General features: G+C 64.5%; 19 protein-coding genes and 2 pseudogenes. 14 read left to right on the forward strand and 7 right to left on the reverse strand.

What is annotated here, in order from left to right; translation table 11 throughout:
- The first annotated feature begins 188 nt into the window (after positions 1–188).
- Positions 189–1,703 carry a putative glycoside hydrolase gene (locus ACQPZ2_RS27850; RefSeq protein WP_433521162.1) on the forward strand — a complete coding sequence of 505 codons (1,515 nt, stop codon included), beginning with the start codon at positions 189–191 and terminating at the stop codon, positions 1,701–1,703.
- Positions 1,704–1,706: 3 nt separating this feature from the next.
- Here the strand turns inward: ACQPZ2_RS27850 and ACQPZ2_RS27855 are convergent, their stop codons facing one another.
- Positions 1,707–3,191 carry an alpha/beta fold hydrolase gene (locus ACQPZ2_RS27855; protein WP_433521163.1) on the reverse strand — a complete coding sequence of 495 codons (1,485 nt, stop codon included), beginning with the start codon at positions 3,189–3,191 and terminating at the stop codon, positions 1,707–1,709.
- A 137-nt stretch (positions 3,192–3,328) separates the two neighbouring features.
- Between ACQPZ2_RS27855 and ACQPZ2_RS27860 the strand changes: the two genes are divergently transcribed.
- Positions 3,329–3,655: a hypothetical protein gene (locus tag ACQPZ2_RS27860; protein WP_063038075.1), complete on the forward strand. Its 327-nt coding sequence runs from the start codon at positions 3,329–3,331 to the stop codon at positions 3,653–3,655.
- Between the two features lie 96 nt (positions 3,656–3,751).
- Positions 3,752–5,083 (forward strand): AIM24 family protein, encoded by a 1,332-nt coding sequence (locus ACQPZ2_RS27865; protein WP_433527540.1) that lies wholly within the window; start codon positions 3,752–3,754, stop codon positions 5,081–5,083.
- A gap of 50 nt (positions 5,084–5,133) precedes the next feature.
- Here ACQPZ2_RS27865 and ACQPZ2_RS27870 read toward each other — a convergent pair whose 3' ends face one another.
- Positions 5,134–7,158 carry a M3 family metallopeptidase gene (locus ACQPZ2_RS27870; RefSeq protein WP_433521164.1) on the reverse strand — a complete coding sequence of 675 codons (2,025 nt, stop codon included), beginning with the start codon at positions 7,156–7,158 and terminating at the stop codon, positions 5,134–5,136.
- Between the two features lie 117 nt (positions 7,159–7,275).
- On the opposite strand from ACQPZ2_RS27870, the gene ACQPZ2_RS27875 reads away from it, so the two are divergent.
- Positions 7,276–8,841, forward strand: coding sequence for a bifunctional phosphatase PAP2/diacylglycerol kinase family protein (locus ACQPZ2_RS27875; protein ID WP_433521165.1), 1,566 nt, complete (start codon positions 7,276–7,278; stop codon positions 8,839–8,841).
- Between the two features lie 152 nt (positions 8,842–8,993).
- Here the strand turns inward: ACQPZ2_RS27875 and ACQPZ2_RS27880 are convergent, their stop codons facing one another.
- Positions 8,994–10,181: an RNA-guided endonuclease InsQ/TnpB family protein gene (locus ACQPZ2_RS27880; RefSeq protein ID WP_433521166.1), complete on the reverse strand. Its 1,188-nt coding sequence runs from the start codon at positions 10,179–10,181 to the stop codon at positions 8,994–8,996.
- Positions 10,182–10,408: 227 nt separating this feature from the next.
- Between ACQPZ2_RS27880 and msrB the strand changes: the two genes are divergently transcribed.
- Genes msrB through ACQPZ2_RS27895 form a run of 3 tightly spaced genes read left to right on the forward strand, consistent with a single transcriptional unit; the run spans position 10,409 to position 11,534 of the window.
- Positions 10,409–10,864 (forward strand): peptide-methionine (R)-S-oxide reductase MsrB, encoded by a 456-nt coding sequence (gene msrB, locus ACQPZ2_RS27885; protein WP_433521167.1) that lies wholly within the window; start codon positions 10,409–10,411, stop codon positions 10,862–10,864.
- Positions 10,861–11,373 (forward strand): peptide-methionine (S)-S-oxide reductase MsrA, encoded by a 513-nt coding sequence (gene msrA / locus ACQPZ2_RS27890; protein ID WP_433521168.1) that lies wholly within the window; start codon positions 10,861–10,863, stop codon positions 11,371–11,373. Before msrB ends, msrA begins: the two co-directional genes overlap by 4 nt.
- Positions 11,374–11,378: 5 nt before the next feature.
- The gene (locus tag ACQPZ2_RS27895; protein WP_433521169.1) at positions 11,379–11,534 is read left to right on the forward strand and encodes a hypothetical protein; all 156 of its coding nucleotides are present in this window, start codon (positions 11,379–11,381) and stop codon (positions 11,532–11,534) included.
- Here the strand turns inward: ACQPZ2_RS27895 and ACQPZ2_RS27900 are convergent, their stop codons facing one another.
- Positions 11,535–11,960: a hypothetical protein gene (locus ACQPZ2_RS27900; protein WP_433521170.1), complete on the reverse strand. Its 426-nt coding sequence runs from the start codon at positions 11,958–11,960 to the stop codon at positions 11,535–11,537.
- Positions 11,961–12,042: 82 nt separating this feature from the next.
- The gene (locus ACQPZ2_RS27905) at positions 12,043–12,600 is read right to left on the reverse strand and encodes a hypothetical protein (RefSeq protein WP_433521171.1); all 558 of its coding nucleotides are present in this window, start codon (positions 12,598–12,600) and stop codon (positions 12,043–12,045) included.
- A 171-nt stretch (positions 12,601–12,771) separates the two neighbouring features.
- Between ACQPZ2_RS27905 and ACQPZ2_RS27910 the strand changes: the two genes are divergently transcribed.
- Positions 12,772–13,275, forward strand: a complete 504-nt coding sequence (locus tag ACQPZ2_RS27910; RefSeq protein WP_433521172.1) for a MarR family winged helix-turn-helix transcriptional regulator — start codon at positions 12,772–12,774, stop codon at positions 13,273–13,275.
- A gap of 74 nt (positions 13,276–13,349) precedes the next feature.
- Here the strand turns inward: ACQPZ2_RS27910 and ACQPZ2_RS27915 are convergent, their stop codons facing one another.
- Positions 13,350–13,970 carry a DUF6636 domain-containing protein gene (locus tag ACQPZ2_RS27915; RefSeq protein WP_433521173.1) on the reverse strand — a complete coding sequence of 207 codons (621 nt, stop codon included), beginning with the start codon at positions 13,968–13,970 and terminating at the stop codon, positions 13,350–13,352.
- Positions 13,971–14,021: 51 nt separating this feature from the next.
- On the opposite strand from ACQPZ2_RS27915, the gene ACQPZ2_RS27920 reads away from it, so the two are divergent.
- Together ACQPZ2_RS27920 and ACQPZ2_RS27925 are read left to right on the forward strand one after the other, a co-directional pair.
- Entirely contained in the window at positions 14,022–14,369 is a 348-nt protein-coding gene (locus tag ACQPZ2_RS27920; RefSeq protein WP_433521174.1) for a hypothetical protein, read from the forward strand.
- Between the two features lie 237 nt (positions 14,370–14,606).
- Positions 14,607–14,828: pseudogene (locus tag ACQPZ2_RS27925) on the forward strand (DUF3556 domain-containing protein); the annotation flags it as partial.
- Between the two features lie 37 nt (positions 14,829–14,865).
- Here ACQPZ2_RS27925 and ACQPZ2_RS27930 read toward each other — a convergent pair.
- Entirely contained in the window at positions 14,866–16,074 is a 1,209-nt protein-coding gene (locus ACQPZ2_RS27930; RefSeq protein WP_433521175.1) for an RNA-guided endonuclease InsQ/TnpB family protein, read from the reverse strand.
- 232 nt (positions 16,075–16,306) lie between these two features.
- Here ACQPZ2_RS27930 and ACQPZ2_RS27935 point away from each other — a divergent pair.
- The 4 genes and pseudogenes from ACQPZ2_RS27935 to ACQPZ2_RS27950 form a co-directional block, all read left to right on the forward strand.
- Positions 16,307–16,432, forward strand: a pseudogene (locus ACQPZ2_RS27935) (DUF3556 domain-containing protein); the annotation flags it as partial.
- 189 nt (positions 16,433–16,621) lie between these two features.
- Complete coding sequence (locus ACQPZ2_RS27940) at positions 16,622–16,966, forward strand: WXG100 family type VII secretion target (RefSeq protein WP_433521176.1); 345 nt, start codon at positions 16,622–16,624, stop codon at positions 16,964–16,966.
- Positions 16,966–17,271 (forward strand): WXG100 family type VII secretion target, encoded by a 306-nt coding sequence (locus tag ACQPZ2_RS27945; protein WP_433521177.1) that lies wholly within the window; start codon positions 16,966–16,968, stop codon positions 17,269–17,271. Before ACQPZ2_RS27940 ends, ACQPZ2_RS27945 begins: the two co-directional genes overlap by 1 nt.
- A gap of 6 nt (positions 17,272–17,277) precedes the next feature.
- The gene (locus ACQPZ2_RS27950; protein WP_433521178.1) at positions 17,278–18,561 is read left to right on the forward strand and encodes a hypothetical protein; all 1,284 of its coding nucleotides are present in this window, start codon (positions 17,278–17,280) and stop codon (positions 18,559–18,561) included.
- Positions 18,562–18,570: the final 9 nt, after the last annotated feature.

Genomic DNA, 18,570 nt, shown 5'->3' on the forward strand with positions numbered 1-18,570 from the left:
GCGGTCGCACGGAATCTCGGTTGCGAATCGGCATAACCACGCCCGACGGAGCTGTCCGAGGTAGATAGTTAGGCAATAGCGACGGATGAAAGTTGGTGTGCGCGTTGGACAAATTGGTCCCGATCACCGGGCGATGGCGGCTCGCGGCAATAGCGGTTATCGGAGTTTTATCAATCCTCATCGCATCCGTGATCATCGGCGCCAATCGGTCCGAGCCCGCAGGTTTGGCGCTGACCGGATTACCGGACGGAGTCGTCGGTGCGGGCACGCTGGCCGGTCTGGTATTGCGTGTGGACGCCCACGGCCACGACGCGAACGATATGCGGCTCGAACTCGACGGCACGGCGGTGAACGGCACGGTCGAAGGCGATTCGGTGGTGTACCGGCCCGGACCGCTCACCGATGGTGACCACAAGTTCACCGCCGAGTTTCCGCGCGGGGGCATACTCGGCCTGTTCAGCGCCGGTCCGGGGGTTACCGCGACCTTCACCGTGGATACCGAGGCGCCGAAACTCGAGGTAATCCAGCCGGGCAGAGCCGGATCGTATCGTCAGCCGATCACGTTGCGCGGCAAGGAATCCGGTGCGGTGCAGGTCTCCGTCGGCACCCAGTCGGTCACACCCGCCGCGGACGGCACCTTCGAGATCACCCTGCCGCGCGCACCGGTCGGCGGTACGGTGACCGCGGTCGATGTGGCGGGAAACAAGGCGACGCAGGCGATTACGACCTCGGTCGATATGCCCCGGGTCAAGGCCGTGCATATCACGGCGTACGGATGGGCATACGAGGGTTTACGCGAGCCCATTCTGGATATGGCCCGTGAGGGGCGCATCGACACCGTTCAGCTCGATATCAAGGATGAGGACGGGGTTATCGGCTACGACTCGCAGGTACCGCTGGCACGGCAGGCGGGTGCGGCCACCAATATCTACGATGTGCGCGCCGCACTGCGGCAATTACACGAGATGAATCTGCGGGTGGTCGGGCGGATCGTGGCATTTCGCGATCCGACCATGGCCGAATGGGCGTGGCACGCAGGACATCCGGACTGGGTCATCCAGAATCCCTCCGGTCAGCCGTATGCCAGCAAGTACGGTGCCATCGCTTTCACCAACTTCGCAAATCCCGAAGTCCGCAAGTACAACATCGATCTCGCGACCGAGGCGGCCGAACTCGGCTTCGACGGAATAATGTACGACTATGTCCGGCGGCCGGACGGTGCGCTGTCGCAGATGCAGTTTCCGGGGCTGACCGTCACGCCCAGTGAATCCGTCGCCGAGTTCCTGCACGAGAGCCGGGATCCGGTACGCGACAAAGGCGCGAATCTCGGTGCCGCCGTGTTCGGCATCGCGGCGACGCGCCCGGATGAGATCGCACAGGACATTCCGGCGATCGCTCGGAATGTCGACTATGTGGCTCCGATGCTCTACCCGTCGCATTGGAATGCCGGTGAATACGGTGTCGCGAACCCCAATGCCCAGCCGTACGACATTATTTTCCGATCGCTGGCCGACTTCTTCGAGCAGACCAAAGGTACCGGCGCGAAAGTCATTCCGTGGCTACAGGATTTCAGCCTCGGGGTGAACTACGGGGATGCCGAAGTCAAGGCGCAGATCGATGCCGCGGCGGCCGCGGGGACGAACAGCTTCATTCTGTGGAATGCGGCGTCGCGGTACCACTCGTGGGCCGTCGTGCCCGGTTGATTCCTACTGGTCCGCGTGGCAGGTGACGTCGGCGGCGGGCAGGGCGCCGTCGGCGTAGTAGGTATTGATCGCCTTGTTGACGCAGGCGCTCAGGTCGGGGCGGAAGGTCATGTGGATACGGACGTCCTGCAATGTGACCATGCGGGATTCGGACAGGTGCTGATGTAGCCGGACACCGTGGGTATACGGGGTTCGAGCGTCACCGGTCGCCTGCAGGATGAGGGCGGGAACCGAATTCCGCACGGTGGTCGAGGGTTCGACAGGCCGGGGCCAGAATGCGCACGGCTGGATATTGTTGGCCAGCGGGCCGAATATCGGCTGCGTGGCACGGCTGGCTTCGATATTGCTCGCGTACCACGCCGGATCTGCCGGTGCGGCGGCATCACCGCAGGCGATCTGCGCCAGGACGGAGTTCTCCTCGGATCGCAAGGCCTGCAAGACGATTTGCAGGCGTGGTGCCCGCGCCGCCACGGGTGGGCCACCCGCAGCGTCGGCGATCTCACGCAACGTTTCGGCCAGCGCTTGGTTGCGCCGGAAATCGGTCACCATGTTGTGCAATAGAAATGGCAGCCAGTGGTCGTCGATCGGGAAGTCGTCGATCACGATCGGTTGCCGTGCCGCTGCGGCGAGCAGCTCGGTCAGCGATGCACGCACTTCGGCCGGGGTCGAACCGAAGTGATACGTATCATCCTGTCCCGCAGCCCAATTCGACCATTCGTCGATCGCCCGTTCGTCCGACGGCCCCCAATCCTGGACGAGACCCGTCCAATACCGATCCGGATCGATGGCGCTGTCGAACACCATCCGGTCGCTGCGTTCCGGAAACATCTGGGTGAATACCGCACCGAGGTAGGTGCCGTAGGAAACGCCGTAATAGCTGAGCTTCGGCTCGCCCAGCGCGACTCGGATGACATCCATATCGCGAGCGGTGTTGCGGGTGGTGAGCTGCCGCACCTTCACCGGATCATCGGCGAGACACCCCTCGGCCATAGCCGCCGACAGCGCGGTTTCTCGCGCGAAACCCTGCGAATCCAGACCCGCGGAATGGATCATTTCGCCGACCGGCCATCCGCAGCGCGGTGTGCGCCCGGAGTCGCCGACACCACGCGGGTCCATACCGATCAGATCGAAACGGGCCCGCACCTGTGGGGTGAGCACGTCACCGAGCAGATCCACGGTGTCCAGACCCGATGCGCCGGGACCACCGGGATTGGCCAGCAGGACACCATGGCGTTGATCCGGATCGGTGGCCCGGACCCGGGATATCGCGATCTTCAGCTTGCGATCGTAGGGCCGCAGATAGTCGAGCGGCACCAGCACATCCGCGCATTCGGCCCCGGCCTTGTCCAAATCCTCGATACCGCAGGCATGCCAGTGCAGCCGCTGGTGATAGAACCGGTATGCCGGATCGACCTGCGCCCCGGGCACGGTTATCAGCGCCGCCCCGGCCGCTACCAGCACCAACCACCGCAAAAGCCTCGCCGACAACCCACTCGCCTCTCACCGCCAAATCCCGCAACTTCGTACCACACCTCGCCGCAGGGCACCCTTGCCACATTTGGTGGTGCCGCCGATACTCCAAGGGGACCGCGCCACCGCCGGTGCCGCATCGAGGGGAGGAATCAATGCTTCGAAATCAATTGAATTCACTACGGACAGTGGAGGATTCGCTCGCCTATGGACAGCCGTACGAAACTGCCGACGGCACCACGATCATCACCGTCACCAGGACGGGCGGGCTGCTGCGCACCGCTCGTCCGGTGGGTGCCTTCGTGGTCCACAACGGCGAGGTCAGCTGGACGCCCGCGGTCGATGCGACCCGGATCGCGCTGATGGGTGAATTGATCGGTCTGCTGGCCGCGGTCATCGCCACGCTCGCGGTGCTGCGCAGGCCGCCGTGGCCGGATCTATCGCGGGTGGTGGCAATCGGACGGGACTCACGACACACTTGATCCCGTGAATCGCATGCCACTCGGACATATCGACCGGGGCGGTCCGCCGTGACCGCACTCGCACGCGGGGAAAATCGCCCCGCGCCCGGCGACCGGATGATCGTGACCGTCACCTGCGCAGCGCCGGTCGATGTGTCGGCGCTGCTACTCGGCGCCGACGGGCGGGTCCGCTCCGACGCCGACTTCGTCTTCTTCAATCAGCCGGTCGGCCCCGGTGTCACCTATCGGCACGGCCGCGGCGCCGGCGATATGGTCGATGTACAGACCTCCGCACTGCCCGCCGATGTCGACAAGGTCGTGGTCACCGCCAGCCTCGACGGCAGCGGGCCGCCGACCTTCGCGGGCGCGAGTTCGCTGACCGCGACGATCGGATCCGATGCCGGAACGCTGACCTTCCCGATGACCGGGCTGAGCACCGAGACCGCCGTGGTGTGCGTGGAGATCTACCGGCGCGGCGGTGCGTGGAAGGTGCGCGCGGTCGGGCAGGGCTATGACAACGGGCTGGCCGGAATCGCGACGGCGTTCGGTGTGAATATCGACGACGAACCCGAAGCGGCGCCCGCATCCGCCGCACAGCAGCACCCAGCCCAACCGCAGTACCAGCCGCCGCCTCCGGTGCCGCCCGCCTATCCCCCGTCCGGCGCCGTACCACCGCCCCCACCGATTGCACCCCAGCAAGGAGCGCTGCCGATGCAGAGCGAACTGTTCAATCCGAGCCATGCCGAGGTCAACGGCATGGGCATCCAGAAGCAGGGCGGCAAGATGATCAAGGTCGCCGTCAATGGCGAGACCATGGCGCGGGCCGGCTCGATGGTCGCCTACCAGGGTGATCTGCACTTCAAGGCGCTCGGTTCGGGCGGTATCGGCCGTGCGATCCAGCAGCGGCTCACCGGCGAGGGGGTGCCGCTGATGCAGGTGTCCGGTCGCGGCGATCTGTTCCTCGCCGATGCCGCCGCCGATGTGCACACCGTCGATCTCGACGGCACCGATGGGCTCACCATCAACGGCTCGAATGTGCTGGCCTTCGATACCTCGCTGTCCTACAACATCCAAAGGGTCCAGGGCGCAGCCGGTTTCGCCAGCAACGCGGGCTTCTTCAACTGCGTGTTCACCGGACGCGGTCGCATCGCCATCACCACCCACGGCTCGCCCGTCGTCCTCAATGTCGATCAGCCCACCTACGCCGACCCACAGGCCGCGGTGGCCTGGTCGTCGAGCCTGTCCACCGGCATCAAGCGCAACGACTCCTTCGGCCTCGGCCGCCTCATCGGCCGCAGCACCGGCGAGGGGCTGACGCTGTCGTTCTCCGGGCGCGGCTTCGTCATCGTGCAGCCGTCGGAACTGCCGCCGGGCGGTTTCATCGGCGGCACCGGTGGTGGTCAGGAGGCCGGACAAAGCGGCGGCGTGCTCGGCGGCTTGTTCGGATAACCGTCCTGTGCTGGAACCGGCTGCGCCACAGCCGGTTCCAGCGCTATCGATCAGTTCAGCAGACCGCGCCGAACCAGGAGCGGTTCGATTTCCGGGGCGCGGCCGCGGAAGGATTCGAAGGCCTCGAGCGGGTCGACCGAGCCACCGCGGGAGAGCAGTTCGCGGCGGAAGGCCTCGCCCTTTTCCCGGATGGAGGCGTCGCCCTCGTCGAACCACTCGACGGTGTCGGCGTCCAGCACCTCGCTCCAGATGTAGGAGTAGTAGCCCGCCGCGTAGCCGCCCGAGAAGATATGGGCGAAGTAGCCGGTCCGGTAGCGCGGCGGAATCGCGTCGATGGCCAGACCCGCCTTGCGCAACGCTTCCTCCTCGAACGCCTCCGCATCGGTGCCGGCCAGCGCCTCGGGTGCTGGCACGCGATGCCACGCCCAGTCCAGCAGTGTCGCGCCGAGGTATTCGACGGTTTTGAAGCCCGTACCGAAACGTGCGGATTCGGCCATCCGCTCGACCAGTTCGGTGGGCATCGGCTCACCGGTCTCGAAATGCCTTGCGTAGTTGGCGAGTACCTCCGGTCGCGACATCCACATCTCGTTCACCTGGGACGGGAATTCGACGAAATCTCGCGGTACTTCGGTGCCGGAGAAGAAGGGGTACATCACATCCGAGAACAGTCCGTGCAGTGCGTGCCCGAACTCGTGGAAGAGCGTGCGCACATTGTCCCAGGTGAGCAGGGCGGGTTCGCCGACGGACGGCTTCACGATATTGAGGTTGTTCACCACCACCGGCCGCTTCCCCAAAAGCCGTGACTGGCTGACCAATGCGTTCATCCACGCCCCGCCACGCTTCGACGGTCGCGCGAAGAAGTCACCGAGGAACAGTCCGAGCGCACTGCCGTCCGCATCGAAGACTTCGAAGATCCGCACCTCCGGGTGATATCCGACCAGATCCTTGCGCTCCTGGAAGGTGATCCCGTACACCTGCTCGGCGGCGAAGAACACGCCGTCGCGCAACACCCGTTCGAGCTCGAAATAGGGACGCAACGCCTCCGCATCCAGCGAAAACCGTTCGGCTCGAACCTTTTCCGACCAGAACTGCCAATCCCACGAGCGCAGCTCCTGACCACCCATGGCCTGTGCCAACTCGGCCGCCTCGCGCTCCGCATTGGCCACCGCGGGCGCAACCAAACGCCCCAGCATTTCCTCCACCGCCGCAGGGGTTTTCGCGGTCTGATCCTCGACCACATACGCCGCATGATCCGAATAGCCGAGCAGCGAGGCACGTTCCGCTCGCAATGCTGCGATACGCACGGCGAGCACGCCGTTGTCACCCAACCCGCGCCCCAGTGAAGCCGTCATCACGCGCTGCCGCACGTCTCGGTCGGCCAGTTCCGCCAGCACGGGCTGGTTCGAAACGTTCTGCAGCCGAAGCGCCCATGCGCCCTCGCGCCCCAACTCGCGAGCGTTCTCCGCGGCGGCTGCCACGGCGGCGTGCCCCAGCCCCGCCAATTCCGCCGCCGACTCGACGACCACGGTCGCACCATTGGTCGCCGCCAAAATGTTCTGCCCGAATTCCGTTGCCGCCGCGGCGAGTTCGGCATTCAACTCACGCAACCGCGCCTGCCCGGCCGCGTCCAGCCGGGCCCCCGCCCGCACGAACCGAATGTGATATCGCTCCAACAGCCGCGCTTGCTCGGGATCCGATCCCAATTCCTCCCGGCGGCCGTAGAGCGCCTCGACTCGCGCGAATAGCTGGGGATCCAAATAAATCGCGTCCCGATGCACAGCCAGCTTCGGCGATACTTCGGCTTCGATCGCATCGGTGGTCTCGCTGGAATCGGAGCTCGTGATATTGAAGAACACCTTCGCGACCCGAGTCAGCATCGCTCCCGAACGCTCCAACGCCGCAATGGTATTCGCGAAACTCGGCTCCGACCCGCTCGACGTGATGGCGGCAACCTCTGCCAGTTGCTCCGCCATCCCTCGCTCGAACGCGGGCAAATAGTGCTCCGTACCGATCTCGGCGAACGGAGGAAGCTCATACGGCAGCGCACTTGGCTCGAAGAACGGGTTGCTCGTCATAGGTGAACCCTATGCTCCGATCGCGCTCCCCTGGCAGCGAAATCGTTGGCGAGCAAGATCCACAGCGCTGACGACGGCGGTAACACGCCGTCCACCGCGATCGGTAATGTCGAGCGGGTGAGTAGCTGGGTGCGGCGAAAGTTCCACAGAGTCGGGCGATTCGATCGGGCGGTCGGCAGCGCGGTCGCCGAGTTACCGGCCTCCATGGTCGACACCGGCATGCTGCGGCTCACCCAGAGTGCCGACTTCAGCGCGCTGTGGCTGGTCGTTGCGGCGCTGCTCGCCACCCGCGCGGGAACATCGCGGCGGGCCGCGCTGCGCGGTGTCGTATCGGTCGGAAGCGCGAGCCTGGCCGTCAATGCCGGTCTCAAGACCCTCGTTGCGCGGCGCCGACCGGCCGCCGAACTATTGCCCGCATACCGGCGGCTGTCACCGGCCCCGAGATCGTCCTCCTTCCCGTCCGGACACAGCGCCTGCGCGGCGGCATTCGCCACCGCGGTCGCACTCGAAAGTCCGCGCACCGCACTGGTTGTCGCCCCGCTGGCCGCCGGAGTCGCCTACTCGCGGGTACACACCGGCGTGCACTGGAGCTCCGATGTGCTCGTCGGGGCCGCGGTCGGTTCCGGTATCGCTCTGGCCACCCGGCGCTGGTGGCCGGTGCGGGAATCGGACGAGGCACAGGCCAGACTGGTCCGCGAAGCGCCCGCACTGGTGGCGGGCGAAGGGCTGCTGGTGCTGGTCAATCCGGTTTCCGGCGATCCGAACTACGATCCCACCGCCGATGTCATCGCGGCCCTGCCCGCCGCCACCGTTCTGCGCACCGAACCCGACCTGGATGCCGCCGAACAATTCGAGCGGGCGCTCGCCGAAAACGCCGAGCCGGTGCTGGCGTTGGGCATCGCCGGTGGCGACGGCACCGTGGCGGCCGCGGCCGCGGTGGCGCTGCGGCACGAGTTGCCGCTGGCCGTCATCCCCACCGGCACGCTCAACCATTTCGCGCGTGATCTCGGCGTCTACGATTTGCGCGAGGTCATCGATGCGACCGGTACCGGCGAGGCGGTCGCGGTCGATATCGCGCGCGTCGAATACGGTGACGAAACCGGTTCGCGCACCAGGCATTTGATCAATACCGCCAGCATCGGCGCCTATCCGGACCTGGTGCGGCTGCGCGAGCAGTGGCAAGCGCGCTGGGGCAAGTGGCCCGCCTTCGCGGCCGCGCTGGTGGTCACCCTGCGCCGGGCCGAACCGATCGAGATCTATCTCGACGATCGCTGGCAGCGAGTGTGGTTCCTCTTCATCGGCAACGGCCCCTACCACCCGCACGGCGCCGTACCCGCATTCCGCGACCGGCTCGACGCCGGACTGCTCGACGTCCGCTGGCTGCGCGCCGATCTGCGCTGGTCGCGCACTCGCGCATTGGTGGCTCTGCTGCTGGCCGCGATCGGCCACAGCAAGGTCTACGGCGAGCGCCGCCTACCCGAACTGTACGTGCAATTGCCCAAGCCGGAGGCGCTGGCCACCGATGGCGAGGTGATCGGCAAGGCCACCCGCCTGCACTTCGCGATGGCGGGCCAGCTCGCTGCCTACCGCCGCGACGAATCGAACCCCCGCTGGGCCGACCGGTTCCGCCCGCACCACCGCCGGGCCCCCTGGCTCCGCGATGCCTTCCGCACGAACCGATGAATTTTCGACGGCAGCGACGTCGATACCGGTATGACGACACACACGCTGGAAACCGCCGGAGCCGACATCGTGTACGACGTGCGCGGGCCGCTGCCGCACCGACCCGGGTCTTGATACCTCCTCCCCCTGAAGTGAAGGGTGGGATTCCTGGCTCATGCTGCCTGATCGCTCGGCGAGCGCTCGGGTCTTGCGCAATCAACACCAGCAGGGGCGAAACCAGCCCTGTTCAACATCACATGTGCGGAGTTCTTGTCCCTGGGGGACGCGTGTCCACAGTCCTCGCACCGGTAGGTGCGTTCGGACAGCAGAAGGCGGTGTTTGGCTCTGACACCACACATCCTGCAATCCATCGTCGAGTACGCGGGATGTACAAGCCGTACCTCCCGGCCGTGCTTGCGGCCCATCTCGATCAGCGCCGTCTTCGTCGCGCCGATAGCGGCGTCGGCTGCCTTGCGTGCCATCGTGGAATTGGCCAGGAACCTCGGTTTGAAGTCCTCGACCGCTAGTTGGTCGAAATCGGTCACGACCGCTTTGGCCCATTTGCGGGCGGTATCCTGCCGCTGCCTGGCGACCTTCTTGTGCAGCTTCGCGGCCCGTTGTTTCACAGACCGATAGCTGGTGGAACGCGGCTGTCCGCGTTGCGGTTTGCGGCGGGCCATCATCCGCTGATAGCGGGCCAGTTTCGCCGCCGCCTTCTTCCCATGATCGGGGTGTGGCAGGTCGTGGGCGTCGCTGGTGGTCGTCGCGATCTCCTTAACACCCCAGTCGATCCCGATCCCCCGGCCCGTCGCTGGGAGCGTCTGTTCGATGACTGCGACCACGAACGAGGCATACCAGTGACCGATGCTGTCGCAGAAGACCCGGACACTCGACGGCGCCGTTGGCAACTCTCGCGACCACACCACCCCTGCCACCACCCCACCCGCCAGATGCAGGCGGCCATCCTTCAACCGGAATCCACGCAGTGTGTAGTTCAGAGTCGGGTTGGCGAGTTCTTTCTTCTTGAAGCGTGGCATCCCAGCACGACGCCCTTGCGGCACACGGTCTTTGATGTCCTTCAACGCCTTCGCGCGGGAACGGCCGAAGTCACGGATGATCTGCTGTTGCGGCACCGACGCCCCGACCGAGAGCCAATCATGCTCGCTGCGCCATCCGGTCAGTTTCTTGTCGAGGGCAGCCGGGCCGATCTTCTCGCCATCGGCGTTGGCTTGCCGAGATTCGGCGACGCATTGGTTCCACACCCACCGGCACCGATCCCACTCGGCCAGCAACGCACGCCGCGCGGTAGCGGACAGCCGCAGCCGGTAGGTGTACCGCACGGCAGCCGCCCCTTCGCTCATATGTTCGATACTACATGTTATATGTAGACCATGAGCAGTTTCTGCGCAGGTCGGCACGTTGTACGCGATGTATTTTGTCTTCGTGACGAAGTACCGGCGTTCGGTGTTCACCGCCGCGGCTGCTCCGGGCAGGTAATCAACGCGTTTCCACACGGTGACGCGCTGCCCGGCGGGGACTTTCCGGATCGGACCGCGGGTTGTACGTGAGGCCGATATGAGGAGGTCAGGTGGCACAGGAATACAACCGGAACCCCGCCGCGGTGGACGCGCTGTCGCCCGAGCAGTACCACGTCACCCAGCAGAACGGGACCGAGCGGGCGTTCACGGGCGAGTACTGGGACAATCACGAGCCGGGTATCTACGTGGATGTGGTCTCCGGTGAACCGTTGTTCGCCTCGGTCGACAAATTCGACAGCGGTTCGGGATGGCCGAGTTTCACCAAACCGATCGATAGCGAGAACGTCGTCGAGAAGCGGGATTTCAGTCATCTGATGATCCGCACCGAGGTGCGATCCACGCACGGTGACAGCCATCTCGGGCATGTGTTCACCGACGGACCGCGCGCGGCCGGCGGCCTGCGGTATTGCATCAACTCGGCGGCCCTGCGGTTCATCCACCTCGATGAGCTCGAGGCGGAAGGCTACGGTCGGTATAGGACACTCTTTACGAAGGAGGACGCGTGAGCGACACGCGAAAGGCGATTCTGGCCGGTGGATGCTTCTGGGGCATGCAGGACTTGATTCGTAAGCAGCCGGGGGTGATTTCGACGCGAGTCGGCTACTCCGGCGGGCAAAACGATCACCCCACCTACCGCAATCACCCGGGCCATGCCGAGGCCGTCGAGATCATCTACGACCCGGCGCAGACCGACTACCGGGCGCTGCTGGAGTTCTTCTTTCAGATCCACGATCCGACGACGAAGGACCGCCAGGGCAACGACATCGGCTCCAGCTACCGTTCGGCGATCTTCTATTTCGACGACGAGCAGAAGCGCGTCGCGCAGGAAACCATCGTCGATGTCGATGACTCGGGCCTGTGGCCGGGCAAGGTGGTCACCGAGGTGACCGCGGCGAGTGCGTTCTGGGACGCCGAGCCCGAGCACCAGGACTACCTGCTGCGCTACCCGGACGGCTACACCTGCCACTTCCCGCGACCGGGCTGGAAGCTGCCGAAGCGGCAGACCGCACAGTAGGTTGCGTGCCGCAATTGATTGCGGCACAACGTATTCGACGCGCCGGGCACCCCTTGACACCATGGGGTGCCCGGCGGACGACCGGCGAAATGACCGACAGCCATCAGCGTTTCTTCGATCAGCTCGAAGAACTCCACTCGGAGTTGGATCAGGTCGCGTGACTAGAAGAATTGCGCGGCGGCGAATCCTGTCAGCAGGACGCAGAATCCACCGATTTCACCGACGATCAGCGCGACCAGCACCCAGCGCATGGCGGGCGGCGGGTTGTGCATCTGGTTGTCGGTGTCGCGGCGGATGCCGTGGTTGATGTAGTTGGCGATAGTGATGACGAACATCAGGACCAGCACGGTTGCGGCAGTCGCGTTGACCGCGGTGGGCCAGCCGGACAGTTCGACGAAGATCGCGATCATCGCGGTCGCGAACGAATAGAGCAGGGCCGAGCGGTGGGCGATATCGACGTACGGGTGCGCCCGTCCATCGGGTGCGCCGACCATCGCTGTCCATTTCCACACCCCGAGGCCGAGGGCCGCCAGGAAGAGCAGGCCGGCAGCCAGCAATACCAGTGCGGTCAGCGTGCCGATGATCATGCCCGGACACCTTTCACCGACGTTGTCATGTCAAGCGTCGAGTATGTCTGGACGAGCGACCATCTGCCACCGGTGGGAACGATCATGAACTCCCGGTGAGGGATTCGAGTTCATTGCGCAACTCCGCGACCTCGGCGGCCAGCTCGTCTCGCAGCTGTTCGCGTTCCCGGAGACCGGCGCGCAGGTTGTCCACCGTGTCGTTCATCGCCGCCAATTTCCGGTCGGCGCCGGCCAGCCGCCACTCGACGACCGCGCGGCGGTCGATCTCCGCGCTGGCATACATCACCCAGCCCACCACGTAATCCAGCCACTCCGGCTGTTTGGGCATGCGCTGATCCGCATCCCACCCGCGCCGCACCGACGGCTTCGAGGACAGCACCCGATCCGCGCTCGGTCCCGTCAACTGCACGAGGTCGAACTTTCCGGCACTCGTCACCACCGCGGTGAGGCGGAAGCGCCCGGCGAGATGCATCCGCAACTCCGCAGCACCCCGGCCATCGGTATCCATCGCACCGAGCCACGGCCCCTCCGCCACATCGATGATCGACCCGAGCACCCCGAGTTGCCCGGCACTTCGACGCCCCCGCATCACCCGCTCGCGGAGGTCATCGGGCGTTGCGGACATCTGATCCCAGTGCATGGCGCCTCCCTGTCTCGCGTTCTGACCATCGACAGTTTCACCGCTCGGCCGCGGGTGTGAGGGCGCGGCGCGCCAGAGTCAGCCATCAGAGTTGTCCGGCCCCAGGCACATGTACCACTGACAGCAGATGACTGTCGCGACAATTACTGTCTAAGCAATTAGATTGGTGGCATGGAACTTCTTACCGTTCTGCGGACCGCTTCCCTGCTACACGACTCCGCTCGCGAGCTGACGACTTTGCTGGATCGCCATCTGGCCCAATACGACGTCACAACGCAGCAAGCAGCACTGCTGGTCAACCTGGCCGCCGGCGAGACGAGCCCCAACCGCCTGGCGACCGCGCTGGGAACCGATACCGCGGGCATGACCAGGCTGCTCGACCGACTTGAAATCAAGCAGCTTGTTCACCGTCGCCGCAGCGACACCGACCGCCGGGCGATCGTCGTCGAGTTCACCGAGGCAGGGCGGCGGCTGACTCCCCAGCTTGTCCCGACTTTCGGATATGCCGCCGACGAGATGTTCACCGGCATCGCCGAATCCGATATTCAGCATGTTGGTGATGTGCTCACACGCGCTATCGCGAATCTGCGCCCAATCAATTCCGGCCCTGCAAGTGCGACACGATTCACCGGCCCTGCCACCGATAGTGACGCAGCGCTGCCGGACGAGGCTTAGCGATACAAGGCTCTGAACCATCGCCAGATATGGAACGGGACCGGATGCGCGATCCGGTCCCGTCAACACCCCGATCAGCCCAGCTGATAGCCTTCCCGCGCGAGCGAGAACCAGTGGCCGGTACGGGTATTCGCACACTTCATACCGGAAGTCTCACTCTCGCAGAACACTTCGCCGGACCGAAACGACCGACCGTAGTCGAGGATCGGCAGACTGCTGTCCCGGATCGTGTCACCGTGGCAGGTGAACCGCGCCGGATCCCCCTGGAACAGCACGATGCGGTCGCCATACGCCTGATAGCAGTTGCTCGGCTTGGCCGGCGCCGCATACGAATGGTCGCCGATCTCGCAGACCGCGCCCTTGTCGGCAACCACGCAGGTCATATTTCCGGACGGCGACCGAAACCCGTTCGACAGATCCGGCTGCTGCGCCCCCGCCACCCCGAAAGCCAACATCGACCCGGACACCGCCGCCAATGCCGCAATACCCACCCGATTCATCATCCGAACTACCCCCAATTCAGGATCCGATGCGGCAGGCCACGCCCGCCGATCGACACCGGACCACACAGAGAAGTTCGCGGATCGACCGAGAAGCGCATCGGTGGCGCATGCCACCAGTTCCGCTGGCAGCGGGGTTGCCCAGCTCAGCTGGTGCCCCACCGCACCGCCCTGGCCCATCGAGGTCGCCGACACGCCAGAGCCGTACGGGGCTCAAAAGCGCGGTCGCCCCATCCGGCTATTCGCATGGGTTTCCCCCTCGACCGGATCACCGGGACAACTGCGGTGCGAGCTGGGCTGTATCGACGGTCATGGGAAGCCGCCAAGGATGGTGCGCTCATCGAGCGCGGAATCCAGGGTGCGCAGACTGGATTCCACAAGGCACAAGCGGTAACGCGGACGGCCGAACAGGAAGTGGCAAGGCTCGCCGAGAATGATCGCATTCGACAGTTGCGCGAATCGGAGCAGGTCAAACAACTGCGCGAGTTGGGCAACGATGCCGGACGTCGGACTGTGGATGCCGCTCGCAGGCCATCGCGTCAGAGCCGGGACAGCAGGCGCGGCGGATGGCCGACCGCATGGGTGCGGGGCTGAAGGACGCGTACATCAGGCGTCGGGGCCAGCAGTCATAGCTGGCTGACCTTTTGCTTCGCCGAGGACTGCCGATATGCCGGAGCCGGGCCGCTACATCGGTGTCTCGGCCGGTGTCGGCGGTCTCGTTCGTCGGGACTGGTGATTGACAGCTAATGGTCGAGCTGTCAACGTATCGGAGCACATCGGGGTCCGTGACTCGGCTTGGTGCTCCGGTGTCGGCGAATCGGAGAGTGCTTGATGGGGTTTCTCGAACCCGACCTGCCTGTGGTCGATATGGCGGAGTGGAGCAAGGGCACTCGCAGTGAGCGGATCCGGCCGATGGCGCGGCACTGGGCCGAGGTGGGATTCGGGACGCCGGTCGCACTGCATTTGTTCTATGTCGGCAAGGTCTGTCTTTATATTCTCGGTGGCTGGCTGATCGCGTTGGCCACCAAGGGGATCGATGGATTCGCGAATGTCGATGGAATGGAACGTCTTCTTGGCTTTCTCCCCGCGACTAGAGGTGGGGGATTCCCACCTTCACAGGTCGTGTTTCCTGCTTCACCGGCGACTGCCGCACCGACGACTGTCGGGGTGGTCTTACACCGCCTCCACAGGCAGACACCGCCAGCCCGGCGGCCAAAATATTCCTCGCAGCGTTGACGTCACGATCATGGGTCACACCGCAACGGCACACCCATTCCCGCACATCCAACGCCATATCATCGTTCACCGACCCACACGCCGAGCAGGTCTTGCTCGACGGGAACCATCGGTCCACGGCGATCACCTCACGCCCGTACCAGGCGGCCTTGTATTCCAACATGGAACGCAACTGCGACCACGAGGCATCGGAGATCGCACGCGCCAGACGGTGATTGCGAAGCATCCCGGCCACGTGTAGGTCCTCGATCACGATCGTTTGGTTCTCACGAACGAGCCGAGTACTCAGTTTGTGCAGATGGTCTGTGCGGCGGTCGGTGATACGAGCGTGGAGACGCGCCACCTTCCGGCGAGCCTTATCCCGGTTGACCGACCCCTTGGTCTTGCGAGCAAGGGCGCGTTGAGCTTTCACCAGCCGCGCCTGCTCCCGCCGCTGATGCCTGGGATTGGTGACCTTCTCACCGGTCGACAACGCCAACAGCGAAGTGATCCCGGCATCCACACCAACAACGCTCTCGGTCGGCGAGTGGTGAGTTACCACGGTCTCGGTGAGCAGCGACACGAACCAGCGGCCCGCGCTGTCACACGACACGGTGACCGTGGACGGTTGCGCACCTTCAGGCAACGGCCGAGACCACACGATATTCAGCGGATCGGCCATCTTCGCGAGGGTGAGTTCCCCGTCACGGAATGTGAACGCCGACCGCGTGTACTCCGCCGACGAGCGAGACTTCCTCCTCGACTTGAAGCGTGGGTAGCGCGCCCGCATGTCGAAGAAGCTGGCGAACGCGCCCTGCAAATGCCGCAACGCCTGCTGCAACGGCACGCACGACACCTCACCCAAGAACTTCAGGTCATCGGTTTTCTTCCACGCGGTGAGCATCGCGGAGGTTTCGTTGTAGTTGATGCGCCGCTGCTCGGTGGACCACGCGGTTGTCCTGGCCTCCAGTGCCTTGTTGTAGACGAAGCGGACACATCCGAACGTACGCACAAGCTCCCGCTCCTGCTGCCCGGTCGGATAGAAACGGTACTTATACGCCCGCTTCACCAACGTCTCCCCCATGCCTTACATATTAACAGTTGGGTTGTTAAGTAGTGAAATCATCTGCGTCAGAATTATTTTCGGCACCGGACACGCCGGGCATGAACTCGACCCACTTCCTCATCGCAGCTGAAGTCAGACGTCTTCGCGCTACGGACATTGGACGATTTTCGGTGTGCTCGTATCGTTCGTCGCATCCGTGATCGCCGGAAACTGTTGCCCGTATAAGATTTCGTTGCCCTCCGGAATACGCTACTGCCTGGTCGACGCCGCCACCGGCGAATTCGAACGCGGCACAGTAAATGTCGCCGACATGGTGACCCGGCAACCCTGGGCCGACGACGTCCCCGTCCACGTCACCCACTCCAACCGCGAATGATCGGATGGTCGCAGCGCCTGCGGATCGTCACTCGAGCTCGTTGAACGGGCGCACGCCCTCACCCGTAGTACCTCATCCAGGAATGTTGGTGGGGTAACTGGATGTTGGTGACTGAAGCCACATCCCAACTACGGAACCGACCAACACCCCCTCGCGTCTAACCTGTGCACTAACGTTCGAGGAGGTTGCATGACAGGCCAATCCGGCTCGACCCCTAACGATTTCGTGCTGGTCCCCGACGAAGTCGCCGACGCCGGGCGGTACGTACAGCAGGTCGCCGAATCGCTCGTCAACGGCCTGAACTCGATCGATGCGGACATCACAGCACTGCTGTCCAATTGGCGCGGCACCTCCGCGGATTCGTTCAGCGCGGGGTGGACAGAAACCAAGCAGGGCGCCGACACCATCCTCGACGCGTTGGCCGATATGGCCGAACTGCTCGGTGTCGTGAGCCGGACCCTGGACGATCAGGACAGGGCACGGGCAGATACCACTCTCGCGTTCACCGGGTCGCTGGACCTTCCGGAGTTGTGATGGTCGAGAACGCACAGCCTTTCCGTGTCGATCTCGACGAGCTCGAGCAAATGGTAGCCCGGGTCTCGGGATTCATCGGTTTCCTCAACGACAGTCTCGACGGGTTGCACCAGCGCATCTCGACGGTGCAGCAGAACTGGAACGGTGCCGCCGCGGATGCGCAGGCCGAGGCTTTTCGCGAGTGGCACACCGGGGCGACCGATGTTTCCGAGGGTATCGACACGATGCGCCAAGCCGTACGGGATGCGCACGATCGGTACACGGCCGCCATCGCCGCGAATCTTGCGATGCTGGGCAGGTCGTAGGACCCGATGACGACGTTGGTAGTCGATCCCGCGGTGTATTCCTCGGCTGGCAAGACGCTGTATTCGTATGCCACCGCGTGCCAGCGGATCTTCTCCACACAGATCGGCGCGCTGAGCGAAACCGCCAATATGGGCGGCAATGTGGGCGAATCCAAAGCCTGGGCCACGTCCTACGATGCGACTGTCACCACGGCGAGGAGTATGACCGAGCTACTCGTCACCGCGATGGGCAACTACGCCGGGATACTGAACCAGCTCGGCTACAACCACGCTCTCGCGGATTATGTTGCGGGAACCGGCCGACCGGAACCGACGAAACCAGCGGATTTGTTGCCGGCATGGTCGGTATGCGTGACGCCGCCGCCTTCGGCGGGCGGGCCCGGTAGTGGCCTGTTCGACGATGTCGGGTTCGCGGTGTCGGCGCTCGAGGATTTCGGCGTGTCGATGCCCGACGGGGAACCCCACCACTTGCAGACCGCCGCCGATGCCTGGGACAAACTCGCCTCCTCCGAATCGGGGGTGGGCAACCTGCCGACGCTGCTGGACCAGCTGGCGAAGACATTCGAGAGCGAAACCGCTCCCGATGCCTCCCATGTCGATGAGGATATTCGGGAGCTGAAGGCCTCCAGCGAGGGTGTGCTCACCCTCTACAAGGACCTCGCCAAATCCTGCCGCGACCATCGCTCCGCGATTCTGGAGTTCCGGACGCAATTGGGCCAGCTGCTGGTCGATCTCGCCAAGGATCTCGCGCAGGAGGTCGCCGAGACGGTCGTCCTCAGTGTGGTAGCGGGTGCATTGACGGCCGGGTTCGGTGCGGCGGCGATCGCCGCCGCCAAAGCGGGCAAGCTCGCGCTGAAGATGAAGAAGTATGTCGACCGGGTGCTTGCCGCCAAACGTCTAGCGAAATTCGTCGACAAGGTCACCGAAACCGGCGAGGATCTCGCCGCGAGACGGGCGGCGCTCCAGCGCATCGCCGACCTCATGGCGCAGCGCACCGCCGATATCGCCAGGATCGCGCGCGACAAGTTGAAGAGTTCGCTGGATTACGCGCTCGACAAAGAGGCGATGGGGCACGTCTTCGTGCCGAAACACAAACTGGACGCGCTGGTGCAGTCGCTGGGCGGCGAGGAGGCGACTATGAAGAAGATCATCGAGAGCGTTCAGGGTGTGCCGGACGGTGTGTACAACGGGTCGAATCCTCTGGTGCGCACGATCAACGGCCAGACTGTCCATATTCGCGGGGCCATGATCGATGGCGTCTTCAAAATCGGCACCGCGTACATTCCGTGATGTAGCGCG

It is taken from the genome of Nocardia pseudovaccinii (assembly GCF_050942345.1).
GTDB lineage: Bacteria > Actinomycetota > Actinomycetes > Mycobacteriales > Mycobacteriaceae > Nocardia > Nocardia pseudovaccinii.

Coding starts and splice junctions, on each gene's coding strand:
- ACQPZ2_RS27900 (WP_433521170.1), bottom strand. CDS start 11,960: ATGATCATCGGCACGCTGACCGCACTGGTATTGCTGGCTGCCGGCCTG.
- ACQPZ2_RS27910 (WP_433521172.1), top strand. CDS start 12,772: ATGGAACTTCTTACCGTTCTGCGGACCGCTTCCCTGCTACACGACTCC.
- ACQPZ2_RS27940 (WP_433521176.1), top strand. CDS start 16,622: ATGACAGGCCAATCCGGCTCGACCCCTAACGATTTCGTGCTGGTCCCC.
- ACQPZ2_RS27920 (WP_433521174.1), top strand. CDS start 14,022: ATGGGTTTCCCCCTCGACCGGATCACCGGGACAACTGCGGTGCGAGCT.
- ACQPZ2_RS27950 (WP_433521178.1), top strand. CDS start 17,278: ATGACGACGTTGGTAGTCGATCCCGCGGTGTATTCCTCGGCTGGCAAG.
- ACQPZ2_RS27930 (WP_433521175.1), bottom strand. CDS start 16,074: ATGGGGGAGACGTTGGTGAAGCGGGCGTATAAGTACCGTTTCTATCCG.
- ACQPZ2_RS27945 (WP_433521177.1), top strand. CDS start 16,966: ATGGTCGAGAACGCACAGCCTTTCCGTGTCGATCTCGACGAGCTCGAG.
- ACQPZ2_RS27860 (WP_063038075.1), top strand. CDS start 3,329: ATGCTTCGAAATCAATTGAATTCACTACGGACAGTGGAGGATTCGCTC.
- ACQPZ2_RS27870 (WP_433521164.1), bottom strand. CDS start 7,158: ATGACGAGCAACCCGTTCTTCGAGCCAAGTGCGCTGCCGTATGAGCTT.
- ACQPZ2_RS27865 (WP_433527540.1), top strand. CDS start 3,752: ATGATCGTGACCGTCACCTGCGCAGCGCCGGTCGATGTGTCGGCGCTG.
- ACQPZ2_RS27880 (WP_433521166.1), bottom strand. CDS start 10,181: ATGAGCGAAGGGGCGGCTGCCGTGCGGTACACCTACCGGCTGCGGCTG.
- ACQPZ2_RS27905 (WP_433521171.1), bottom strand. CDS start 12,600: ATGCACTGGGATCAGATGTCCGCAACGCCCGATGACCTCCGCGAGCGG.